Source organism: Priestia sp. TRN 1309 (genome assembly GCF_050846875.1).
Classification (GTDB): Bacteria; Bacillota; Bacilli; order Bacillales; family Bacillaceae_H; genus Priestia; species Priestia zanthoxyli.
On the sequence record NZ_JBOZGM010000004.1, the window covers coordinates 303,815 to 327,145 of the forward strand.

24 protein-coding genes and 1 pseudogene are annotated in these 23,331 nt (G+C 33.5%); 8 read left to right on the top strand and 17 right to left on the bottom strand.

Going from position 1 to position 23,331, the window contains the following annotated elements:
- Positions 1-603: 603 nt before the first annotated feature.
- Together ACRPLQ_RS17760 and ACRPLQ_RS17765 are read right to left on the bottom strand one after the other, a co-directional pair.
- Positions 604-1,656 (bottom strand): enoyl-CoA hydratase/isomerase family protein, encoded by a 1,053-nt coding sequence (locus ACRPLQ_RS17760; protein WP_432236196.1) that lies wholly within the window; start codon positions 1,654-1,656, stop codon positions 604-606.
- 83 nt (positions 1,657-1,739) lie between these two features.
- The gene (locus ACRPLQ_RS17765; RefSeq protein ID WP_321201902.1) at positions 1,740-2,537 is read right to left on the bottom strand and encodes an enoyl-CoA hydratase; all 798 of its coding nucleotides are present in this window, start codon (positions 2,535-2,537) and stop codon (positions 1,740-1,742) included.
- A gap of 363 nt (positions 2,538-2,900) precedes the next feature.
- Between ACRPLQ_RS17765 and ACRPLQ_RS17770 the strand changes: the two genes are divergently transcribed.
- Positions 2,901-3,497 carry a TetR/AcrR family transcriptional regulator gene (locus tag ACRPLQ_RS17770; protein WP_165635795.1) on the top strand — a complete coding sequence of 199 codons (597 nt, stop codon included), beginning with the start codon at positions 2,901-2,903 and terminating at the stop codon, positions 3,495-3,497.
- A gap of 591 nt (positions 3,498-4,088) precedes the next feature.
- Here ACRPLQ_RS17770 and ACRPLQ_RS17775 read toward each other — a convergent pair.
- The 3 genes from ACRPLQ_RS17775 to ACRPLQ_RS17785 all read right to left on the bottom strand — a co-directional run bounded on the left by ACRPLQ_RS17775 (position 4,089) and on the right by ACRPLQ_RS17785 (position 7,235).
- Positions 4,089-4,421: a hypothetical protein gene (locus ACRPLQ_RS17775; protein ID WP_321201901.1), complete on the bottom strand. Its 333-nt coding sequence runs from the start codon at positions 4,419-4,421 to the stop codon at positions 4,089-4,091.
- A gap of 62 nt (positions 4,422-4,483) precedes the next feature.
- Positions 4,484-5,926, bottom strand: coding sequence for an aspartate ammonia-lyase (gene aspA, locus ACRPLQ_RS17780; protein ID WP_063247028.1), 1,443 nt, complete (start codon positions 5,924-5,926; stop codon positions 4,484-4,486).
- A 37-nt stretch (positions 5,927-5,963) separates the two neighbouring features.
- Complete coding sequence (locus tag ACRPLQ_RS17785) at positions 5,964-7,235, bottom strand: cation:dicarboxylate symporter family transporter (RefSeq protein WP_165635794.1); 1,272 nt, start codon at positions 7,233-7,235, stop codon at positions 5,964-5,966.
- 881 nt (positions 7,236-8,116) lie between these two features.
- Between ACRPLQ_RS17785 and ACRPLQ_RS17790 the strand changes: the two genes are divergently transcribed.
- The gene (locus tag ACRPLQ_RS17790; RefSeq protein ID WP_075420359.1) at positions 8,117-8,302 is read left to right on the top strand and encodes a hypothetical protein; all 186 of its coding nucleotides are present in this window, start codon (positions 8,117-8,119) and stop codon (positions 8,300-8,302) included.
- A 291-nt stretch (positions 8,303-8,593) separates the two neighbouring features.
- Here ACRPLQ_RS17790 and ACRPLQ_RS17795 read toward each other — a convergent pair whose 3' ends face one another.
- From ACRPLQ_RS17795 to ACRPLQ_RS17830, 8 genes are all read right to left on the bottom strand, one after another.
- Positions 8,594-8,719 carry a hypothetical protein gene (locus ACRPLQ_RS17795; protein ID WP_255219823.1) on the bottom strand — a complete coding sequence of 42 codons (126 nt, stop codon included), beginning with the start codon at positions 8,717-8,719 and terminating at the stop codon, positions 8,594-8,596.
- Between the two features lie 33 nt (positions 8,720-8,752).
- Positions 8,753-9,025 carry a GlsB/YeaQ/YmgE family stress response membrane protein gene (locus tag ACRPLQ_RS17800; RefSeq protein ID WP_028408939.1) on the bottom strand — a complete coding sequence of 91 codons (273 nt, stop codon included), beginning with the start codon at positions 9,023-9,025 and terminating at the stop codon, positions 8,753-8,755.
- A gap of 278 nt (positions 9,026-9,303) precedes the next feature.
- A complete protein-coding gene (locus tag ACRPLQ_RS17805) occupies positions 9,304-9,783 on the bottom strand; it encodes a site-2 protease family protein (RefSeq protein WP_165635793.1) in 480 nt (159 codons plus the stop codon).
- A 328-nt stretch (positions 9,784-10,111) separates the two neighbouring features.
- Complete coding sequence (locus ACRPLQ_RS17810; RefSeq protein WP_081356431.1) at positions 10,112-10,687, bottom strand: MEDS domain-containing protein; 576 nt, start codon at positions 10,685-10,687, stop codon at positions 10,112-10,114.
- Positions 10,688-11,296: 609 nt separating this feature from the next.
- Positions 11,297-11,731, bottom strand: a complete 435-nt coding sequence (locus ACRPLQ_RS17815; protein WP_028413785.1) for a hypothetical protein — start codon at positions 11,729-11,731, stop codon at positions 11,297-11,299.
- Between the two features lie 202 nt (positions 11,732-11,933).
- Positions 11,934-12,593, bottom strand: coding sequence for a DUF3885 domain-containing protein (locus tag ACRPLQ_RS17820; protein ID WP_165635792.1), 660 nt, complete (start codon positions 12,591-12,593; stop codon positions 11,934-11,936).
- A 216-nt stretch (positions 12,594-12,809) separates the two neighbouring features.
- Entirely contained in the window at positions 12,810-13,520 is a 711-nt protein-coding gene (locus ACRPLQ_RS17825; protein ID WP_432236197.1) for a CPBP family glutamic-type intramembrane protease, read from the bottom strand.
- A 728-nt stretch (positions 13,521-14,248) separates the two neighbouring features.
- Positions 14,249-14,506 carry a hypothetical protein gene (locus ACRPLQ_RS17830; RefSeq protein WP_028413788.1) on the bottom strand — a complete coding sequence of 86 codons (258 nt, stop codon included), beginning with the start codon at positions 14,504-14,506 and terminating at the stop codon, positions 14,249-14,251.
- 179 nt (positions 14,507-14,685) lie between these two features.
- Here ACRPLQ_RS17830 and ACRPLQ_RS17835 point away from each other — a divergent pair.
- Positions 14,686-15,091, top strand: a pseudogene (locus ACRPLQ_RS17835) (DinB family protein); the annotation flags it as partial.
- Between the two features lie 309 nt (positions 15,092-15,400).
- Here the strand turns inward: ACRPLQ_RS17835 and ACRPLQ_RS17840 are convergent.
- The gene (locus tag ACRPLQ_RS17840) at positions 15,401-15,844 is read right to left on the bottom strand and encodes a hypothetical protein (RefSeq protein WP_165635790.1); all 444 of its coding nucleotides are present in this window, start codon (positions 15,842-15,844) and stop codon (positions 15,401-15,403) included.
- Positions 15,845-16,029: 185 nt separating this feature from the next.
- On the opposite strand from ACRPLQ_RS17840, the gene ACRPLQ_RS17845 reads away from it, so the two are divergent.
- Together ACRPLQ_RS17845 and ACRPLQ_RS17850 are read left to right on the top strand one after the other, a co-directional pair.
- Positions 16,030-16,755: a hypothetical protein gene (locus ACRPLQ_RS17845; protein WP_221818208.1), complete on the top strand. Its 726-nt coding sequence runs from the start codon at positions 16,030-16,032 to the stop codon at positions 16,753-16,755.
- 452 nt (positions 16,756-17,207) lie between these two features.
- Positions 17,208-18,143 (top strand): cation diffusion facilitator family transporter, encoded by a 936-nt coding sequence (locus tag ACRPLQ_RS17850; protein ID WP_165635789.1) that lies wholly within the window; start codon positions 17,208-17,210, stop codon positions 18,141-18,143.
- Between the two features lie 333 nt (positions 18,144-18,476).
- Here the strand turns inward: ACRPLQ_RS17850 and ACRPLQ_RS17855 are convergent, their stop codons facing one another.
- Complete coding sequence (locus ACRPLQ_RS17855) at positions 18,477-18,626, bottom strand: hypothetical protein (RefSeq protein WP_155017187.1); 150 nt, start codon at positions 18,624-18,626, stop codon at positions 18,477-18,479.
- 316 nt (positions 18,627-18,942) lie between these two features.
- Between ACRPLQ_RS17855 and ACRPLQ_RS17860 the strand changes: the two genes are divergently transcribed.
- Entirely contained in the window at positions 18,943-19,152 is a 210-nt protein-coding gene (locus ACRPLQ_RS17860; RefSeq protein ID WP_081732881.1) for a VanZ family protein, read from the top strand.
- Between the two features lie 620 nt (positions 19,153-19,772).
- On the opposite strand, the gene ACRPLQ_RS17865 is transcribed toward ACRPLQ_RS17860, so the two are convergent.
- A complete protein-coding gene (locus ACRPLQ_RS17865; protein WP_028413792.1) occupies positions 19,773-20,276 on the bottom strand; it encodes a DinB family protein in 504 nt (167 codons plus the stop codon).
- 284 nt (positions 20,277-20,560) lie between these two features.
- Here ACRPLQ_RS17865 and ACRPLQ_RS17870 point away from each other — a divergent pair, with 284 nt between their 5' ends.
- Positions 20,561-21,013 carry a VOC family protein gene (locus ACRPLQ_RS17870; protein ID WP_165635788.1) on the top strand — a complete coding sequence of 151 codons (453 nt, stop codon included), beginning with the start codon at positions 20,561-20,563 and terminating at the stop codon, positions 21,011-21,013.
- 204 nt (positions 21,014-21,217) lie between these two features.
- Positions 21,218-21,691 carry a hypothetical protein gene (locus ACRPLQ_RS17875; protein ID WP_028413794.1) on the top strand — a complete coding sequence of 158 codons (474 nt, stop codon included), beginning with the start codon at positions 21,218-21,220 and terminating at the stop codon, positions 21,689-21,691.
- Between the two features lie 342 nt (positions 21,692-22,033).
- On the opposite strand, the gene recA is transcribed toward ACRPLQ_RS17875, so the two are convergent.
- Complete coding sequence (gene recA, locus ACRPLQ_RS17880; RefSeq protein ID WP_165635786.1) at positions 22,034-23,071, bottom strand: recombinase RecA; 1,038 nt, start codon at positions 23,069-23,071, stop codon at positions 22,034-22,036.
- Positions 23,072-23,331 lie beyond the last annotated feature (260 nt).

Sequence of the window (23,331 nt, forward strand, 5' to 3'; positions counted from 1 at the left end):
TTCCACAATAACCTTTGTAATTCTTAAGGGTTACTTCCCCCTCTTATGTTCCTTAAATACCTCCTGTACTGCTGTACGTAACACTTTAGTCTTCAAAGCTGTTCCTCTATAAATGTTCACAGTAACTTGATTGGGAGTTATTTAGCATTCTATAGCTTTTCTTAATGGTATATCTGTGTTTATCTTCTTTTAAGAATTGAAATTGTCCACATTGTTTTTCTTCAATAAAACCCTGGTGTTTTTTGATAAATTAAGCTCTTTTCCAAGTTCTTCATTCTCATACTTGAGCTTAATCATTCTTATTATGGAATGGTCAAGTGCGCTTCCATCTCCTAGAAACGCACTTTGTCGATATTTTTCATATTTGCTTGGCCAACCACATAGCGTATGTGAATCAATAGATAATTCTTTCACAACTTTTTTACAAATAGATGCTCTGTCAGAACAGAATAAACGGCAGTCATTTTAAATTTATCTTCTTTTCAATGAATGATAATATTTGGCTCAAAGTTTTCCTATTTTCATTTCATAACGATTTTAACAGTACTCAGTACTCACACATACACGTTCTCTATGAGTTTGGAAAACTAAACTGAGCAAACGCTATGATTGAAAAAAAGACGTAACTTTATCCCCTGTTACTGAGTTAAAAGATATAGGCTCCCACTTTGGATTATAATCTTTGTCAACAAGTACAGAGCGAATCCCTTCGTAAAAATCATGAGATTTCATAAAATTCATTGCTAGGTTCATTTCCATATCTAAACATTCTTTTAAAGACTTTAGCTTACCCTCTTGGAGTTGATAAAGAGTTACTTTTAAAGATGTTGGCGACTTAGAGAGAATGATATCTACGGTTGCTTGAGCCCACTCATCCCCTTTATGTGATGATTCTTCAAGGGACGCTATAATTTCTTCTAAAGTATTAAAATGAAAATGTTCATCAATTTTCTTCTGTAACATTTTAATACTTGAGGACGGTTCTGGAGTAATGCAACTTTTTTCAAGCATTAAATTTAATTTTTGATGTGCTGATTCTAAATACCAGTTTGTTTCATTGATCTCTTTTATCACACCATCCCATTTTGCATTCTCTAGGTAATAGTCTCCGGCTCCTACATAGAATACATCACCAGCTTTTAAAATGTTAGCTGTTAAAGCCAAATAACGGCCCACATGTCCTGGCATTCGATTCAAGAAATAGCTCGCTCCTACATCAGGAAAAAAGCCAATATTCATCTCAGGCATTGCCCATTTTGTTGTTTCTGTCACGATACGGTGTGATGCTCCTATAGAAAGTCCTACTCCTCCTCCCATAACAATTCCATTCATATAAACGAGGATAGGCTTTGGATAATGGTGAATATTATAATCTAGTTGATATTCGGTGGAAAAGAAACGTTCAGCATAATTTTCAATACCAGTATTCTTTAAATCATATAGTTTGCGCATATCACCACCAGCACAAAACCCTTTACTTCCTTCGCCATGAATACAAATCAATGCAATTTTATTGTCAGTTTGCCATTCTTTTAGTTGTGTGGAAATAGTCTCTACCATCTCCACATTTAGTGAATTTAATGCTTGTGGACGATTCAATTTAATCCATCCCACACCATTCTGTATATCTACTTTTACGCTAGCTTGGGCACCCATATAATCACCACCTGAATTAATGTTAGTCATTATCTCATATAAAAACTTTAATTTCGTATGACATATGAAACTCTTACTGAATATTATTCATTTTTAAATTCTGGCTTGCGCTTTTCCATAAAAGCACTGACGCCCTCTTTTATATCTTTTGTAACAAATAAGTCGGACCAAAGATCTGCTTCAAGGCTTAATCCCTTTTCTAAGGTTGTTTCTATCCCTCTATTAATGGCTTCAATTGTAGCTGAGATAGAAGGTTGACTTTTATTCAGAGCAATCTTCTCGGCAAAAAGTTTTACCTCACTCATTAAATCAGAAAGAGGGACTGACTTATTCACAAGACCCTTTGCTTCTGCTTCTTTACCACTAATGGGTTCTCCAATTAAGATTAGTTCAAGTGCTTGAGATTTATTTAATATACGTGGAAGCCGTTGTGTACCTCCAAATCCAGGAATTAACCCTAAGTTGAGCTCGGGTTGTCCAAGCTTTGCTTCATCTGCTGCAATACGCATATGACAACTCATTGCCAACTCTAATCCACCCCCAAGGCAAGCCCCATTAATAGATGCAATTACAGGTTTTTTAAGATTTTCAATTTTATTGAAAACTACTTGTGCTTTAACAGAAAGATCTCTCCCTTTATCTTTACTATCAAATGCCTGTGCAAACTCTTTAATATCGGCTCCTGCAGCGAAGAATTTACCTTCACCTGTAAGTACAACAACTTTTATTTCTTGTTCTTCTGCTACGTAGTTAAGACATTCGTCTAGCCCTTTTACTGTAGCTCCACTTATGGCATTTACCGGAGGGTTATTCAGAGCAATATAAGCCACATGATTTTCTGTTTTTAAGTTAATATTTGTAAATGATTTTTCAGTTGTCACTTCTATCATCCTCTTTTCCTTAGTGAATTTGTTGAAAAGTAAACTGTTTCTTTTAGTGCTAACTACATTCGTAAGACTAAAATCCCTACTAGAGTGAATTATTCTTTGCAATATGAGAAATTGTTCAATATCCTGCTAACAGATTCCAGAGATGTTACAGAACTTAAGATGATGAATGCTATTGTCTCCTTCGTCTGGTGAGAATATTCTCATCAAATAGTTTAACTTAATTATTCTGACCGGTCAAATTTATTCTGTCTAGTCAGAATAAATTTCTTGAGATTATTTTGTGAATTTTAAGTTTGTTTTTTGTGGTCCTTTTTTTAGGTATAATTAAATCTAGAAAAAGGATGGTGGTTTAAAATGGGTAATAAAGCTGAAAAGCGCCGTAAACAAATATTAAAGGCTGCCTTTAAAGCTGTTTCTGAAAAGGGTTTTCATAACGTTACTTTACAGGATATTGCTGATTATGCTGATGTCAGTAAAGGAGTAGCCAGTTATTACTTCAAAAACAAAGAAGATATTTTGGGAAGTCTACTGGAGGAGATAACTGAAAATATATACATACGCGAACACGCAGCGATTAGCCAAGAAGAAACAGCAACTGGGAAATTACAAGCTTATGTCTACGCTGCTTTTGCTAGTCCAAGAGATAACCGAAAGTTTTATCGAGTATATCTAGAATTTTTAACTCAAGCAAATCATAACGAAAAATTTCGTCAAACAAATGAAAAATTTTACGAAAATTGCTGGTCAATTGGACGTGAAATTATACAACTTGGTCAACAGGAGGGTATATTCTCTGATATAGATGTTAATAAAGCCTCTTATACGATTCGAGCATTAATTGACGGTTCTCTGATCCAATGGCTCATGCGAGACAATGATGATTTACATGATTTCTATCGTGATAATTGCTTTGAGACTCTTTCGAACTATTTGATGAACAAAGGTGCTTAGAAATATTATCTTAAAAACAGCCCTATTTTAATGCATCACTCTCAAATTAAAATAAGAGTATTTGACTTTATATTTCTGAAGGTATACCCTAATTACGATGACTGACATAAATCATCAGCTCTCATTTATTACGTGTAATCTCAAAAACCACTGATGATCGTCAGTGGTTTTTGAATGTATAAATACTACTTTTTGCATGCCCTAGTATGTGTATCAAAGATGTACTGTTTATGCAGATATGTGACTAATGTTCTTCCAAAGAACTTCTTTAAATTAAGAATTTGTGAAAAGTCGCGCACTACGAAAAAAAAGCCGTTATCTGAACCTCTTACTACAAAGACAACTGTTTAAATACTAGTAAAAAGCCAATTCTTAATTATTAAGAATTGGCTTTTTACATAAGGTTTCTAATAACAGTCTCTATCTAAAAGAGAAAGTAACATCCTGTAATATCATAACGTTGGTTAGATACTTGCTATTTATAAAATTTGTAGACTTTCTAAAAATATTTCATATAAAAAAACGTAAATAGGAGCCTGAGCTGATCTCCTATAAATTTAGCTTAGAATTTTTTTTATTTCCTTGTTATAATTACTTCCTTTCCTCATAAGCCCTTACCTTATTGTAAAACGTCGCTTTCTTCATGCCTATTTCCTTCATAAATGCGACAGCCGTAATTGTTCCAGACTTCCTTTCTTTATATAACCTATCCCATTCTTTAGGAAAAGCAATGATGGGACGCCCTAGATGTTTTCCTTTTGCCTTAGCAACGGCTATTCCTTCTCGTTGGCGCTGTAAAATGATTGCTCGTTCCTGTTCCGCCATAGATGTATAAAAACATTTAGGTGGTACTTGGACTATAAAAAATAGCCTGGTTTGAATGGCAGTTGGTATTTTTAGACGTTTATATAGAAAATAAGCCACCTAGGGATATCCAAAGTAGGTGGCTTATACGATAAACTTAATATGGAGCAAGCTGTTAAAAATTAATTTCTGTCAAAAAGAGAGCTGCCAGATATACCTGGGTTCGTCATTTCATAGGGATTTAAAATTAACTCAAGCTCCTCCTCAGTCAATACGTCATATTGCAAACATAGTTCTCGTACCGACTTTCCATTTAAAATAGCCTCTCTAGCAATTCGTGCTGCTACTTCGTATCCGATATGTGGATTTACGGCTGTAATAATCCCTACACTTTTTTCTACATACTCTTTTAAACGTCCCTCATTTGCTTCAATGCCTCTTAGACAATGGTCTGTGAAGACGTGGAATGCGTTATTCATAATACTGATTGACTGAAGCAAGTTAAATACAAGAACAGGCTCCATCACATTTAGTTCAAGCTGACCTGCTTCCGATGCCAGGCAAATTGTATGATCATTACCTATAACTTGAAAAGCTACTTGATTAATCATTTCAGGCATGACAGGATTGACCTTTCCAGGCATAATAGATGAACCAGGTTGACGAGCTGGTAATATAAGTTCAGCTAATCCTGCACGAGGACCCGACGCCATTAATCGGATATCATTCGCAATTTTAGACATATTAATCATGCACACTTTTAAGCTAGCGGAGACTTCTGTATAAGCGTCTGTATTTTGAGTCGCGTCTACAAGATGATTGGCCTTCTTAAGTGGTAAACCACTAATATTTGCTAGATATCTTACAACATTTTCGATATAACGTGGATCTGCATTTAAACCCGTTCCAACTGCAGTTGCTCCCATATTAACCTCATATAAATGTCCATAAGATTGCTTAATACGTTTCATATCGCGCTCAAGAACACGACTATATGATTCAAATTCTTGACCAAGACGGATTGGAACCGCATCCTGTAGGTGAGTACGTCCCATCTTTATAATAGAATCAAATTGTTCTGCCTTTTTCTGAAATACACTGTGCATATAATTCATTGTTTTCAGTAACTTATTTAACAGATTAAGCGTTGCAATATGGATAGCAGTTGGGAATACGTCGTTTGTTGATTGTGACATGTTTACATGACTATTAGGGCTTAAATCGGAATAAGAACCTTTCTTATGACCAAGTAACTCTAAAGCTCTATTTGCAATAACCTCATTTGCATTCATATTCATTGAGGTCCCCGCACCACCCTGTATTGGATCAACAATAAATTGATTGTTTCTTTTCCCTTCAATAACCTCGTCTGCTGCTTCAATAATTGCATTACCCAACCCATCATATAACCTTTTTGTTTCCATGTTAGCAAGAGCAGCAGCCTTTTTAACGATCCCTAATGCTTTAATAAGTTCTGGGTGAATTTGATATCCTGTTATTGGGAAGTTTTCAACTGCACGTAAAGTTTGAATCCCATAGTAAGCATAAGTAGGAACTTCTTTTGTTCCTAGGAAATCTTTTTCAATTCTTACATTTTGTTTTTCTGGTATTTCTATATTTGTCATAACATTGATCTCCTTCTTTACATAAAAAGAAATTTTTTTATGCTACGTCCGATTTTCTAATAGAATCTGTATAATGCTTTGCTTTTTCTTTGTCGAATCCGCCTTCCCACTTAGACATCACAATAGCAGCTAATGCGTTACCTACTACGTTGACAGATGTACGAAGCATATCTAAAATACGATCAATACCAGCAATGAATGCCATACCTTCTAGAGGTAATCCCATTGAGCCCAATGTTGTTAATACAACAACAAATGAGGCGCCCGCAACTCCTGCCATTCCCTTAGAAGTCAACATCAACACAAGTAAAAGTGTAATTTGTTCTACGAAAGATAAATGAATCCCATACATTTGTGCAATGAAAAGGGCAGCAATGGCTTGGTAAATGGATGATCCATCAAGGTTAAAGGTATATCCTGTCGGAATAACAAATGATGTGACAGCTTTCGGACAACCAAAGTTCTCCATTTTAGTCATTAACCTTGGCAATACTGCTTCAGAGCTTGCGGTTGTAAACGCTAAAATTAACTCATCTTTTAAGATTTTTATAAGCACTAAAACATTAGTTCCAGCCATTTTTGCAATAATACCTAATACTACAAAAACAAAGAAAATCATGGTCAGATATATAACGAGTACTAACTTTCCTAAAGGGATTAATGAACCAATTCCAAACTTCGCCACATTCAAACCAATTAAAGCAAATACTCCGAATGGAGCAAATTTCATAACTAAGTTTGTCATCCAAAACATGGATTCCAGTACGCCTTCAAAAAAGTTTAAAACTGGTTTGCCTTTTTCTCCAATTGCTGCAACTCCTAGACCAAATAAGACTGAGAAAAAGATAATCGCTAATAAATTCCCTTCAGTCAATGATTGGAATATATTAGTTGGGATAATATGAACGATTTGAGCTGCTACACCTGTACTCTCAGTTGTTTTAGATGTTTCTTCATACTTGGATATATCACCTTTCTCAAGGTTCCCCATATCTATACCACTACCTGGATGGAATAAATTTGCGGCTAATAATCCCACTGCTAATGCAATCGTAGTAACAATTTCAAAATAAAGAATGGTTTTTCCACCTAGTCTTCCTAGCTTTTTAATATCACCTACACCAGCTATAGATACGATTAGTGCAGATACAACGATAGGAATAACAATCATTTTGATTAGGTGAAGAAAAATATCTCCTAAAGGTTGAAGAATGGCCATCGCTGTATTATTTCCATAAAAAATAGCGCCTATAGCAATCCCGAACGCAAGTCCAATAAATATTTGTGTAGCTAATCCCAATTTCTTCATAGTTGTAACCCCTTTCAATTTATGGTTCATTAAAACACTTAAAGAGAGCCTATGCTTAGGCTAGCGTCTATAAAAAAGACAATGATTAAAAATAAGTCCAATGTGTGAATAATCTTTAAAATAAATGGTAATCATATAATTTGAAATTAACTCCCCCCTTCAGTAAAGCGTTTTCAAAATCTTTATTGTGAAAATCCACTTTTTCGGCTCACCTTATATACCTGAGCATATAGTATCATTTATAAAGAGATTTTCTATTATCCTTTTAACCTTTTGAAATCCTGTTTATTGTCTAACATTCATATAAACCTAGAAGTGACTGTTACTAGATTTATATGAATGTTAGACAAGAGTACCTTAATCTATTATCCCTTCATTTCAGATAAAGAAATATCTTCTTCTTTTATTTAGAGATAAGGAAATCATAACATTAGATATCTCTATAACTTGTTAAAATAATTAAACCCTTTAAATTTTTTCTTCGAACGAAATGATATCGCTTTCAAAAGTCTCGATCGTAGCAACTACATAATAATAAACATGAGCTTCCTGTACATAGGTATTGAATGAAATCAAAAAATGATAATAACGAAAATTATATTTTAAATTTCGTGTTCTCTTTTTGCGTACTTCAGTTACATTATATTTATATACAACAGATAAATCAAGAAGATTATTATTCATTTCGCGTACATTTTATTTAGACAAGCCTCATAGAAGTGAAGAATATTTAAATAACGACGAACTGTTATTTAAATATTAACCTTTCGTAGCGTGAAAGAGCCTATGTTTTTAAGAAATAATAAAAACAAAGTAATTTTAACATACACCTTTTATATAGACCTAATTGTGTTAGTCTAATAAAAGTCAAATAGAAAAGAGTGATCAACCTGGAAGAAATAAAAGAGCAAGAAATCGATCTTGAAAAAGTGTATGACTATGTGGAATTTCCGGATAAGGTTAGTGGCCGTTGCGATAACTGTAACTCAGCTTACTTCAAAAGCTCCGTAAAAGGTGGCGTTTTCTTACGTGAATGTAGAGAATGTGGCATGAAGAAGAGTATATAAATATATGATAACCAGGCCCTTCAGAATTTAAAGAGAACTTTTGTTTATGTTCAATAAGGTTGAGTAATAGATACTTCAGTTTAAGTGAGGAAGCTAATCCCCAACCTATAAAAAGCACAGATTCTAGGGCCGTTTACGCCTTACCTGCTGCAGTAATGAAGCATATCTGCACTTTTCGATAATAATAAGCGACCCTATATACTGTAAACAAAGTTACTAAGGTCGCTTATACTATATTTTGATTTATTGTTTTTTTGTCTGTTTCTTTATAATAAAATATCTGTAATCTCATTAATCTTCTGACAGAATTTCGCTATCATTATTAATTTGATCGAATAAATAAGTAAGATAAGAATCTAGTTCAAATTGATTACCTTCAACAAAATCATATAGCATAGAATTATTTTCTTCTCTCATTTTTAATCACTCCAATTTAAGTTTTTTCAATTTTTATACATGATGACCATGATTCTTTTTTTGACCCATTTTTCTTAAAAGAAAGCTTACAATTAATACTAAAATGATTGATCCAATAATTGCTGGAATGATTGCAAAACCGCCAATGACTGGCCCCCAACTTCCCAAGATAAGGCCGCCCAACCAAGAACCAATAAAGCCAGCGATAATATTACCAATAATACCTCCAGGAACGTCGCGTCCCGTAATTAAACCGGCGAGCCACCCAATAATTCCACCTACAATTAGCATCCATAGAATCTCCATTACTACTTCCCTCCTTTTAAATTATTTAGTTAACTTTACCCCTCACTAAAACTCATTAATCTTGTTATTTTTTTCCTAATCAGAGTTTTTCTCGTATATAACCATCTACGCCTTACTTACTGCAGTAAGAGCTCCTTGTTGTTTTTTGAGTAGACAGGTAAGTTTACTGCAGTAGCTACATCATAGTATCTAAAGAATTAAGACTTGATTACTAATCAGTATCTATTTTAGTACCGTTGCCGCGTTAATACACGTTGTGGCTAGCCACTTTTCCTTTGTTAATCCGGATTACACGTTATCTTTCCATATCTCAATGCATCATAGATAGCTCTCCCATCACTTAAACTCGTTTCTGAATATTCAAAGGGTAAGAGCGAGAAAACAATATAATAAATAGAGAAATAAACAAATTGGTAAGAAAAGAGATTCTTTGAGAGAATACCCAACATAATTAAACCATACACAAGAAGGATAGACGCTACATTAGCTATGGTACCTCCAGCATAAACACAAGCATGAGTAAAACGGTTATCATACTTTAATTTTTCGTAAATACAAAAGGAGTGCAAAAAATAAATAGATTTTATTTTAATTTTCTTCCACCTAAAAATCGTTTTCCCTTGTCCAATGGTAAAATCGACCTTTCCTCCTAAAATAATAGCCATAAGTGAGTGCCCTAGTTGGTGAATAACAGACACAATTGGAATGACAATCAAAAAAGAAAATAATAATTTTGGCATATCACTCCATCCAAACATACCTGTCTCCCTTTCCTCCTAAAATAATCTTACATTTGATATTCCACATTTTCGCTTATCAAAACCGGTAATTTTATGAGGGCTGTATAAGAGAATGATGCTTTTCTATGCTTTGTATTTATGATTTCCATTAGGTTAACTAAATAATGAAACCGGACTTTCTTTACAATAAAAAGAGCTACCTCGAAATAGAAAAACTAACCTGAAGAGACATAAGAATACGAGGAAAGAGCTTATAGTGGTAAATAAACTGAATGGATGAAAAGGAGCCATTGATTTCTTTAAAAATAAAAAACGCTTAGTATGATTGCTTAAGCGTTTTTTATCTTTATTCCAATTCAGTTAATGGCCGATATTGTTTAGAAGTAATTAAATCACCCTCAATAAGAACATAAGGATGTGTTTCCATCAGAATAGTTTTGAGATACTCTGGCATCCTCTCTCCTTTGTATGCACAAATTAATGGGAATGAGAGTTTATTCACCGCGCTATCCACTATTTTTTCAAAATCTTCGATTAGATGTAAAGGATCTTCCATTGTGCTCCATTCTACATGTGCCCATGATCTGAAAGAAATTCTATTTTCTAAGTAGGGCTGAACGCTCTTATTAAAATAATTAAGAATGGCAGGAGGATGATAACTACCACTTGAATAATAGAAATCAAAGTTGTTTATACGATGTATCATTTTCATTTGATCTGTAGTCAATAGTATTTTCAAATGGTCATGAATAAAAGGATAAAAACGGTCATTTTCAATAAGAAGAATGCAATCTCCAGCAAAAATCCCCTCTTGGATATAACTTACAACTTGTCGTATATAATTTTCTTGCTGGTCGTAGGAATACAGTATATGAATACTCTTTTGTTCTGCAAACAACTGATTCATTTTACTTTTCAACACATAATCCCTTCTTTCTTCTCGCTCTCTCATTATACTAGGATTATGTAAACAAAATATAGTGGTAACTTATTGAATTTTCAAACAAATAAATAAAACCACATACAGAAGGTGCGCTTTTTATACACTTTTCTAAGCTCTGTCTCAAAGAGAAACCTTGTTAAATCAACGATGTATAAAAATATGCATAAAGTAAAAAACTCTTCTTCCTGCGACCCCTTTTCTATAGAAGTAACATCTAACGTATTTTATTAAAAATATCGTTAACTATTACACACATTGTAGAAAAAGGTCATATTTGTCGTCACTAAGTGTAAATAATAAAACTTTAATAATAACTAAAATACTTTAATGTTTACTTAACTAATAATAGAACGAAGATGAGGTTATTTTACACTCGGAGATTTAATCACAATATTTATTTTTAAAGCTATATGTATATGAATCTAAAAATCTGGTCAGACTAATAACGTATTCCCCCTATCCCAATAAATCCCTATCGCGATCATATAATTTTTAGATAGATGCCATATCTCGGGGAGGAGAACAATCGTTAAAAACATCATAAGGGTCATAACAGAAGTGGTGATGAGTAGATGTTTAAGTAACGTATTATCCGTTTTTATCATCATTTTCCCCGAATTGGTCTTTCCAGTCCCAATAACTATCATAAACCTCGTCATGTAGCATTAATTCACTATGTTCATCTTCCAATTCTTGTTCAGGTAATAAGTGCTTTGGTTTTATTTGAAGACCTAGCCAGACTCCATCGTTATCAATTTCAATGTCATTCGGATCTGAAACGCCATCTACTAAACACATAAAATCATGAAATAAGCCCATCATATTATCCTTAACTATCTTTTCAATTGCTTTTATTGATGCTGGCGATAAATTTTCGCTACTTAAACTTAGGGCTTCTTCATCTGTTAAGTTTAGTTCCTGCCAAACGAGTTCTTTATTAATATTAGTTAGTTGGTTACCCATTTGCGAATATTCATGTATAAGTTTCTGCATTTCCATCAACATAGCTTTTCTTGAATCCATCGTTATATCTCCATTCTTTTCTTCTTAGTGAAAATTTAATCCCAGTAGTTATAAAGAACTTCCCCTACAGTAATTGGTTTCCGATATGCTATTTGTGCTAATTCTGCATGGTTTAGTTGGTTGTCATTTTTTATTAGAACAGATCCTTTTTTACGCATATATAGTAACCTTTCGTTCAGTGACTCTGCATTTAATAATGTTTTTATTTAAATAAAAGATCTATTTCTTCCCGGTCATAATCTAAAATCCAATGATTATATTCTTCATAAAGAAACTTTATAGATTCTTTATTAGAGGCTAATACATCACAACCTCGATCATCATACAAATGAAAAATGATTTCTTTGGAAAGATTAACAAAATAAATATCATAACCACTTTGTGGGTTGTTTTTAAGTATGCTAGATGGATGATCAAAGTCTTCATAACAAATAGCTTTTAAGAGTTGTACATATTTTAGTTCTGGTTTCTTACAAGAAAGTGCAAATCGATGAGTGACAGATTGATCATCTGCCTCATCAAATACACTAGGTAAAGGATGATGACTTAATTGATATAGCTTTTCCTTATTTTTTATGTATTTTAAATATACGTTTAAAGGTCTTTTTTGGAGGAAGATATCTTTTTTTATGGAGTGTACATCCGTAACAAGAAGAATCTCATCTTCTTCTTCAAATACTGCTTCAAATAATCGGATTGAACGATAAAATGCTTGCTCTAAATGTTCCTTCTTATAATAAGGTATCAAAGGATCCGATATTTCAAAACGAATGCTATTTTTCCATAAATAAAATAGAGAAGGGCCTAATATTAGTCTTTCAAAATGTTTTTCTAAAAATGAGTGTAGAATATCATGGTTCATATATTTTTCTCCGTGGTTTTTGATTTTATTTTAACATTTTTCTAAGTGAATTCTTTATATACGATATAAAAAGCTCTCTTTATAAATTCTGTTCTCAGAACACATTAAAAAGGAAATTTTATGAAACTTCAATACTCAATTTAAAGGTAGAAATGAATAGTAATAAAAAAAACACCTGAATAATAGTTTATTCAAGTATCTCTTGATAATAGTGATTTAATTTTCTTTAATTACACTTGAAGGGTTCTTTTTATTAGGCAAAAAGACAAACTTCGAATCAATAATGAAATGTAGTGCGATAGGGACCCACAAAGAGCCTGTCCCCACAAGAAGAAAAAACATAATGCCACCTAAATAGGAAGTGAATAGTACCCCTTTCCAGCCTTGGTAGAGGTGAACAATTCCAAATAACAGACTTGAAATAATTCCAATTGCAACGGTAGATAAATGAAAAGGGAGGTGGTCGAAATAATGAAACATTGCGCCACGAAAAATAATCTCTTCGCAAACTCCTGCTGTAACTGCTATCAAAAGAAAAAACAGCCTTTCCTTGAAGTTTGATGGCAACAGGAATTGAATACTCTCATCACTTAATCCTTCGGAAATTTTCTCTCTAGCATTTTTGGAAAAGGAAATCATAAAAACAATCATTATAATACTAATTCCTGCCCCCACTCCCGCAGACAGTAAAAAATCTTTATCTAAAGAAAATAAAGGTTTTTTAATAGAAAATAAGTTGTTAAACGTGTGTTTAGTCAAAAACCAATAGACTAGAAATATGATGACCAATATCCATTGAGTAATAACAATTTCCCCGTACATTCTCCATTTGTTTAGTTGATTACTTTTTATTTTCTTTAAATAAAAATAGTCCCATATTGGATACCCTACAATAATTAATAGTAAAAACAGAGTAAGAAATATCATGTTTATCACCTCTTAGTTGTTAAATATTTTCAAACCCATTTTATTATAACATTGTGATTTTTAGTAATTAGAATAAATTATGTTTTATTTTCTAATTGTAAACAATTAATACTGTAACCATTTTTGTATTGAATATTAACAGAAGACAGGTGTTAACACTGAGACAACTGTCTAGGGTTCCTATTTAATGAGAAAAAGAAGCTCCTCCCTCTCCCAAAAGGTAGGTTCTTTTGTTTTTAAGTTCTATTTAAACTTTTTTATACCTCTAGTTTTTATAAACCACGTTATTGGCGCAGATTCAACTATATGGTAAAATGATCCTTTAAAGGATTAATAAAGAAATAGGAGTGTATTTTATTTGTTACATGTAGTAATACCGCTTTTAGTACTAACAACTGTGCTATACTTTTTCATTTTAAGAGCTAGAATAAAAAAGGTAGGTTTTCAACCTAAAGAACTTCTCTCCAGTTTATGTTTTTATATCATATCCATTAATTGTTTTTTATCGATGTGGCTAAATTATAACGGTACAATAAGTTGGGTTGTTAATATGATGTTACTATTACTCGCTGCTTACTTTACAAAGTATTTAAAAGTAAATAAAAATAAAAATACATAAGATATTTGATTTGTAATTAATATAATGAACTTTATTGGTAGTGAAGCTAAATATTAATGACCACATCTGTGATTAGATATGGCCATTATTTATACATAAAAACTATCGATTATGAGTTTATTCTGTTTATGATTGTCGCCCTGTTTGTAGTGAAAAGTATGTAATTTTGCTTCTTAGTTTTAATGAATATTCGATCAGTTGTTCCATATGGAGGACCTATACGGATTGCATCAACTTCTTTGCCTCCATACGTATCGTCTTCCGTAATCTCAATAATATCTTCTAGTGCAATATTAAATTTAGCAAGTTGCCATTTTATGATTAATTCTTTTTCTGTTTTCTTAACGTCAATTCCCACTGTAAACATATAAACATCCCCTTTTTCCTTATAATTACATTTTAACACACTATAAGAGAAGATAAATTAATGAATACAATATGCCGAGTTAATTAACATAAAACCTATTATAAGAACCATAAACATTTGAAATAATTAGATGTTTCTCTTTTTAATTTAGTAAAATTATCTAAGAAGATACAAAGGGGGAAGCAATTCCTCAAACTGAATTGGATTGGAAGCCAGATAAAGAAGCTATGACATGCATAGAGATGGTTCGACATGTCTTAGAGTCAGAATACTATTATCATCTAGCTATTAAAAATAGGGGTATCTTAAAAGAATTTGACTCTCCTTTTGAAAAAAAAACCATTGATTTCTGTAAAAAGTGAATTAGAATTTGCAGAGACATACCCTCAACAATTTCTAGAGATGATAAATAACTTTTCAGATGAGGATTTAACATGTATTCAAATAGATCGTTCAGATGTAGGCTATATTCGTTCTTTAGGTGATATGTTATTGCGTATAGGTTATCATGAGTTCGTACACGCAGGACAACTCTTACAGTATTTAAGAACAATGGGAGTTGATCGTCCTAAAGTCTGGGATTAAACAAGTTAAGCGCTTATGTATATCACATATACAAACCCAGTTAACATAATCAGCATTTCAGATTCTAACTGTTTCGTTAGAATCTCAACTCTGAGATATATAGTAAACTTTTCACTCTACACCGCTTGAAGATATTATAAAGTGTCTTGCTGTCGATAAAAAAGTTCCAATTAATTTGACATTATCCAGTCCCTAGAAACCTAACACGTTTTCTTTTTCAGGTTTCCATCCAATATGCCATATTCGTTTTGAGCAATTCTTTCACTTTCTGCATAACTTATAGATTACAATAAGCAACATCGATTCCCATTAAGTGCCCAAAATAGTGATGTACGATTGTGTTTGACATACCTTTGTTATCCACACTGTAAATTCTTTGATCATGTTAATCAACTCACGAATGTACTTGTTTTTGTGATGATCAAACTGTTTGTACGTTTCCTCTACTTTGCTAAAATCAATCCATTTCTTTAGTTTAAGCATAGGCGGGTTGGTGCTCAAAAAATACGCGAGTTCTTGCAGCTGATTACTGATCCTCAGCCATGTTTCTGCTTTGATTTCCGTCACTTGGGTAGGTTGATACTGTGGTACATACTTACAAATCGTGGTGTAGAAATAAGCAAAAGCTTCATCAGCAAAATAGACCGATTCTTTATTCCAATACTTTGCATTGTACTCACCTGGCTTCACTTCTATATAATAAGCATTTTCCACCTTATCCACATCTGTTATCATTTCAAAAGGAGATTCCATAGTAACACCTCTTCTTTAGATAACGTTAGTATGTCCGTTTTTATTAGTGATTCACCTAAAAATCACTCCAAAGTTAATATCATGTACTTTTATTTTTTTAACCATTTATAAAACATAGGTATGATTGCCCTTCCTTTGAATAGGTTAGTTGTAAAAAAACATATCGCCGAAAGGAAGTAGCAATTATGCATATAGAAATAAATACCTTATTTACTTTAGGTTCTTTAATGGGTTTATTAGTAGGTGGAGGACTTCTTAAATTAGTTAGTCACCTGTCACGAGGTAGAATTCAGTTTATGTATGCGATATGTGGAGGAATCTTATTAGGGTTGTTATTTTTTGATATCCTTCCTTCCACATGGCATCTGTATGATTTAAAAGGCGTTCTATTAGGTATCGTAGCAGGATATATCGTTATGCTATGCATTGACCTCTTTTTGCATAAAACAAATAGTGCAATTTCACCTTTGCAGTCACTTATTTTATTAACGGCTGCAATCTTCTTTCATAATATTATCACAGGTATTACCTTTGGGATAACAGATCTACATCAGTCAGCTTCCGTATTTGTAGCTACCCTCTTACACCAAATTCCAGAGGGGATGGCCCTAATGACCGTTCTCTCCATAGCAAAAATACCTAACGTCTTCTTTTTATTCATTATAGTCCTTCTATCACTATCTTTGGGAGGGAGTTTATTACTTGGAGAAAGTGTACAAGCTTCCTCGCTTAAAATACAAGCCTTATCGACTGGAGGAGCAATTGGTACCCTATCTTTTGTTATTTTTCATGAAATAATAGGAAAGGCTATTAGTCACTTCAGAAACCTACATGTATGGCTATTAATATCGCTAGGAGTACTAATTATTTATATTTATCACTATTCCCTTTCACTATTTCATAGTCATTAAACTTATATAGAAAATTTTAGAGATCTTAATTTATAAGGTCTCTTTTTTATTCTTATAAGATTAATCATATTACATAAGAAATTCAAAAGTCGTGATCCAATTTTTTTCTGATTTGTTAAAAAGAAGTATGAAATTGATTTGGAAACAGCTTTTGAATGACATAAATGATTTTTGATGAAGTTGAAAATACTAAAACAAATGGTCAAATTAAATCTTTAAATGATGAAGCTTCTGTTAGGGTTTCCCAGAACTTAAAAGCACCATCCCATCATAAAAGAATTAACATTCTGTATCTACTGTCTTAAAAGGAATCTTTAGTATATAAGGCTTTCGGGGATTTAAAGATCCACCCATTGAGTTTTTTGAATAAACTACTTTTAGTGAAATCCAGAACAAGAGAAATAACGTTTTTTCAAACAATGATCATGTTTTTGCAGCAAGGAGAGATTTTTATGGGAAACAACCGCAATCACGACCACGGAGATGTATTTCACTCCCATGCTCCGATTGGGAAAATGAAATTAGCATTTTTTCTTACTTTAATTATCCTGGTAGTCGAATTAATTGGAGGATTCATTTCACACAGCTTAGCCCTACTTTCTGATGCTGGACATGTACTTACAGATATTGCAGCCATAGGGCTATCGTGGTTTGCTATGCACCAAGCCCAAAAGCCAGCTTCGGAAAATTTCACTTACGGGTATCACCGTTCAGGGATACTAGCTGCTTTTATTAATGCCATGACGTTAATTGTTATTGCTGTTGTCATACTATACGAAGCGATTGATCGCTTTAAGGATCCCCAACCAGTGGGAAGTACATGGATGTTTATTAGTGCATCTGTTGGTTTAGCCATGAACCTTTACTTAGGTCTTGGCTTAAGGAAGGAAGACAACATCAATGTGAAAAGCGCCGTACTTCATATGATTGGGGACGCAATGGCTTCGGCAGGAGTTATTATCGGAGGACTTATTATCCTATTCACTGGCTGGAATATCGTAGATCCAATCCTAAGTGTTCTTATTGCATTCTTAATTGCTTTGGGCGCATGGAAAATTGTAAAGCAGACAATAGAAATTTTAATGGAAGGTACACCGAAAGGAATCTCTTTAGAAAAAGTAATGGAAACAATTCATGCAGTTAAAGGTGTACTAAATGTCCACGATTTACATGTTTGGAGTATAACTAGTGGGAAAAATGCATTATCCTGTCATGTGGTGTTAAATAATCAAATAAGTTTCCTGGAAAGTCAGGTCATATTAAGAGAAATTGAATCCAAACTTCAACATCAAGAAATTGAGCATGCAACTATCCAGTTAGAAAACGAAGAGCACCCTCATGATGAGTCAGCTATTTGCTCTACCACCAAACGTGAAGGTCATCACTAATACAACTTGGTGTTTTTATATGTGTAAACCCTGAAGAATATTGCTGTCGATAATAAACTAAATGTATAGGTCAACAGACAAAAAAATCATGACTCACTTTTACGAATTATTATTTCCCAGCTCTTTCTTACATTATGAATGAGTTTTTGTGTTTTTAAAAAGATATATTTTCACGAACAAAATATTCAAATCTATTGCAGAGTGTTAAAGAAATTATTATCGTTAATAAAATAAAAAGCCATCTAGTATTTGAAGTAAAGGTGGCTTTTTACTATAATATGCACGTCCAGACATACATACTATATCTTTTCATACAATCACATGTAAAAAAGACTATAAGAATTTAAAGAAAGTATTAATAATAAAAATCACACTTAAAAGTGCAATAAAAACAATCAATTCAATTGTTTCCTCACTATCTTTTATTTTATACTTTAAATCTCTATCTTTAAGCTGTATGTTTTTCTTATATCCTAATTCCATATGATTAATTCCTTCCCTTTATGTATTCGTTTTAATTGGCATGTTTACTATTTGGCTTGTTTCCACATGTAAGTTAGCACCCTCTATACTGTGTTCTTATGCTAATGTATTCTCTACTTTAGCTGTTATATCATGAGCAGCGTCTACTCCCAAGATGGAATTTGCGAGAATGGAGATATCTACTACAGGACTCCATAATGTTTCCTCTCTTTTATCCTAACAAAGCAAGTTCAAGTGGGTCTATAGCAACCTTTTTGAAGGATTCTATAAAAATAAACCCCTATCAAGAAAGTTTCGTTAAGTAAAAAAAGTAACAATCTTAGATTTATCTGTTACATGTTTAATTGAATTTATTCAATATTTCATGGGACGTAGCTTAGATATAGACGATGTTCTACTTAATATGTTTGGAACAGTTATAAGTTATGTGGTTCTTTTAATAAATAAGCAAGCCAGTAAAATTAAAAAGGGCGACTATATAGATAGATGCCCTTTTTGTTCCAATAAGCTGGTTGATGGTAACTAAGTATATAATTTATAAAACAGAACAACCTCCTGTACAGGAGGTTGTTCTGTTGGGAATACGTTATTAGTCTGGCCAGATTTGTAGATTCATATACATATAACTTTAAAAATAAACATTGTGATGACTCTGTTTTTAAAAAGCAACCTTACTTAAGTTTTTTTAGTTAAGTAATTGATAAAGTATTTTATTTATTATTTATTTTTTACTATTTACACTTAGTGACGACAAAATAGTTCTTTTTCTACAAATTTTCCCAACTTGATATTACTAAATACCACTGAATTTAACGCTCATTCCGTTATCTAGATGAAATAAGAAGATACCTTTTCCTCAGAGTCCATTAGAAGAAATATTTTTTTTCATTAAAACCCTCCAACTTATATTTATGGATTTATTTCTCTGAAAAGACAACAACAATAATTTAGTGGATAGCGTAACAACGATGGTTGGTTAAATTTTTGTGATTCTAGCTGTGAACGTCTTCAGCAACACGTTCACCAATATCCAGCACACGCGAGATGTTTTGCACAATTTCAGGAAGCCCAATCACGGCCTCTTGGAACATCCAAATATAAGCTAGGACTGCAAATATGCTCTTCGTGAAATGATTTCTTAATTTATTATTTGAAAGGTTCTTTTTCAGGTAATCCCAATATGTCCGTATTTTTAGGTGTATGCCCTAATAGACGTAACATAACTACAATTTGTCCTTTATGATGTGATTCGTGAGTAATTGAATGGGTAAGCAATTGACGAGGTGTCTTTCTTACAAAACCACTGTTTGCTCTCCAAGCAAGTTCTTTTTCGATAGACTCATCAAATTTATCTGTGAATTGCTCCAATACTTTTTCTACATATCTATCAGCCTGTTGAAAATAATGCTGAATATCGTCTATTTTCATAGTATTAATTACTTCTTTTGTGAATAGTGGTGATGATGTTTCTGAAAGCACAAAAGAACCTAACCAAGCATGGTAGCAACCTGCCACATGAACTAGAGAATCTCTAATATTTTGAAAACCAAATGCAAACTCTTTCGTCAAGTCACCTTCACTCAATTCTCTACACTGCTCTAATAAAGTTTGTCGTGCTTGTTTTACCCATTCATATTCTAGCTTTTCCATAACAATCCCACCTCTCAGACATATAATGAAAAATTATTCTTTACTATACACTCTTTAGAATTATTATTACACCCATTTTTTCATTAATTAGTTAAGTAAATGATAAAGTACTTCGTGTATTAATGACAAATAGATCATTTTTCTACAAAGAATATAAAGTATACAACAAATATGGCCCAGTGACAGGATAGGAATGTTTTGTTTGAAAGGAATTTGTAACTTTTAAATAGAATGATTATGAAAATGGACAGATAATAAAATTTTACACATAAGGAGATAAAACTATGGAAAAAAACAACCTACTAAGAATGGACAATGTCAGCATCGTTGTAGAATCCCTTGATGACACAATTTCTTTCTTTAAGGAGATTGGCTTGAGTCTCGAAGGGCGGGCCACCGTCGAAGGTCAATGGGGTGGCCGCGTAACGGGATTGGGTTCTCAGCGTGTAGAGATTGCGATGATGGTCACCCCGGATGGTCACAGTCGGATTGAACTTTCGCGATTTCTCAGCCCACCTACTATATCAGATCACCGGAATGCTCCTGTAAACGCTCTCGGCTATCTACGCGTCATGTTCACTGTTGAAGACATTGACGAAATGGTGTCCAGACTTACTAGATATGGCGCTCAGCTCGTTGGCGAAGTGGTTCAGTACGAGGACTCGTATCGTCTCTGCTACATTCGTGGAGTAGAAGGACTTTTAATCGGTTTGGCAGAGCAACTCAGTAACAAATAAGTAAGTGACGTTTTATAAAAGTCTTTACTGAAATGTACGTTTAACCTATCTGAATCTTCAATAGATCGAGATTATTTTCAGGTTTTTTCAAACCTTTATTTTACTTTTTTGCCCCCCTATATATACTTAATTATGGAATTTTTGTTTTAATATTCATAAAAAGGGTATTTGTTCTAAGAATCAACTAAAATAGGAGGAGATCAAATGAGAAGAGCGAAACAAGCTGTTGTAGCTTCTGCTGTAGGTTTAGCTATGTTAGCGACGCCATTAGCTCTACCGAATTTAGGAGGTTCTGCTGGCTCCGCAGAAGCTGCAGAAGTTGGAGGAGACGTAGCGATTGATCCAGTAGCCATAGGACAAGCGATTGCAGATGCGGCTAAAACTGCCGACAATCGAAGTGGTTTTGTTAAGGGAGCGATGGAAAAAGCTTTCTTTGAATCGGGTCAGCAGTATAATGTGATAGTAATGAATTTAAGTCAAGGTTATAATTCCGACCAGTTACAAGGTGTACAATATTTTGATACCGTAGATTATGATGGTATCACGTTCGGGGTCTGGATATTTGAAGAAGGAACGTTTATTAATGAAGGTGATGGAGGTTATGATAACTGGGCCTTTAGAGGTTGGTTTGAACGCACGGGGGACGATGAGAAAACGGTCAACTTCCATAGACCTTGATCTAATTAAACAGAACCCTATTTAATTAAATAGGGTTCTGTTTGTTTGCTATAAGAATTTTTCTGTTTAAAGAGATTGCAATAAAAAGTCTAGTATAGCGCTTTAGACAACAGTATCTCAATTAGAAATCTTGTTCCTTCCACAGTAGCCCAATTTTTTGTTTTCTCTGAAAAACCTTTTCTAGATAACGTTCCGTTATTTTACGATCACTGTGGCCAAGCTCCTTTTGAATTAAGACAATATCAGCTCCCTGCTGGCTACTATAAATCGCATAAAATGACCAAAATAATGAAGTGAAATGGATGGGCTTGAAGCTGCCGGGAAAGGCATTTTAAGCTTTTATTAGCTTTCGTTTTCACTATCGCTATCGTTATCAATATCATTATTGTTGTCAGTATTACCATATTTAAAATCAATAATGTTTTTTCTAATTTCTTCTCTGATTTCAGGGTTTTCTTTTAAGAAAACCTTAGCGTTTTCTCGTCCCTGCCCTAAACGTTCCCCATTATAAGAAAACCAAGATCCAGACTTTTGAACAATATCTACTTCAGAACCAATATCTAAGATTTCTCCTTCTCTTGAGATACCTTCTCCATACATAATATCTACTTCAGCAATGCGGAAAGGAGGTGCCATCTTATTTTTGACTACTTTAATTCTTGTTTTGTTACCAACTATGTCATTTCCCAGTTTAAGTTGTTCAGCGCGGCGAACCTCAAGGCGAACGGAAGAATAGAATTTTAGCGCTCTTCCGCCTGGCGTTGTTTCAGGATTTCCAAACATAACGCCTACCTTCTCCCGGATTTGGTTGATGAAGATAGCAATGGTTTTAGACTTATTAATTGCTCCAGATAGTTTACGAAGGGCTTGAGACATCAAACGAGCTTGTAGACCTACGTGAGAATCTCCCATTTCTCCCTCAATTTCTTTTTGAGGAACTAATGCTGCTACTGAGTCAACAACAATAATATCTACAGCACCACTTCTAACTAATGCTTCAGCAATTTCAAGTGCCTGCTCACCAGTATCTGGTTGAGATAACAGTAACTCATCAATATCTACACCTAGTTTTCTTGCGTAAACTGGATCAAGTGCGTGTTCAGCATCAATAAAGGCAGCTCGACCTCCATTTTTTTGTACTTCTGCAATCGCATGTAAGGAAACTGTTGTTTTACCTGAGCTTTCGGGTCCGTACACTTCCATGATTCTTCCTTTTGGATAACCATTAATCCCAAGAGCGATATCTAAAGCTAATGAACCTGAGCTAGATGCCTCAACTTTTGTATGTGTGCCTTCCCCCATCTTAATAATTGATCCTGTACCGAATTGTTTTTCAATTTGTTTTAGAGCCATATCTAGTGCTGCTTGTTTATCATTCATAATTTAAAACCTCCGATTGTTAGTACGTTTACAGTAAACGACAATGTATGTGGATAAATAATAAGGATTGGCTCAAATGTTTTTGCTCCGTGCGAGAAAATTTTGTGTTTAACTGTCTTGGTTTATTCTGTTGTTCCTTTATTTATCTCTAAACCCTTAATGTCGAACAAATGTTCCTGTTGTGTAATCATACAATAAACGCATCTAGTTGTAAAGGAGAAAGTTTTGTACAAACCAGCCAAAGAAATATCTTTTCTGTA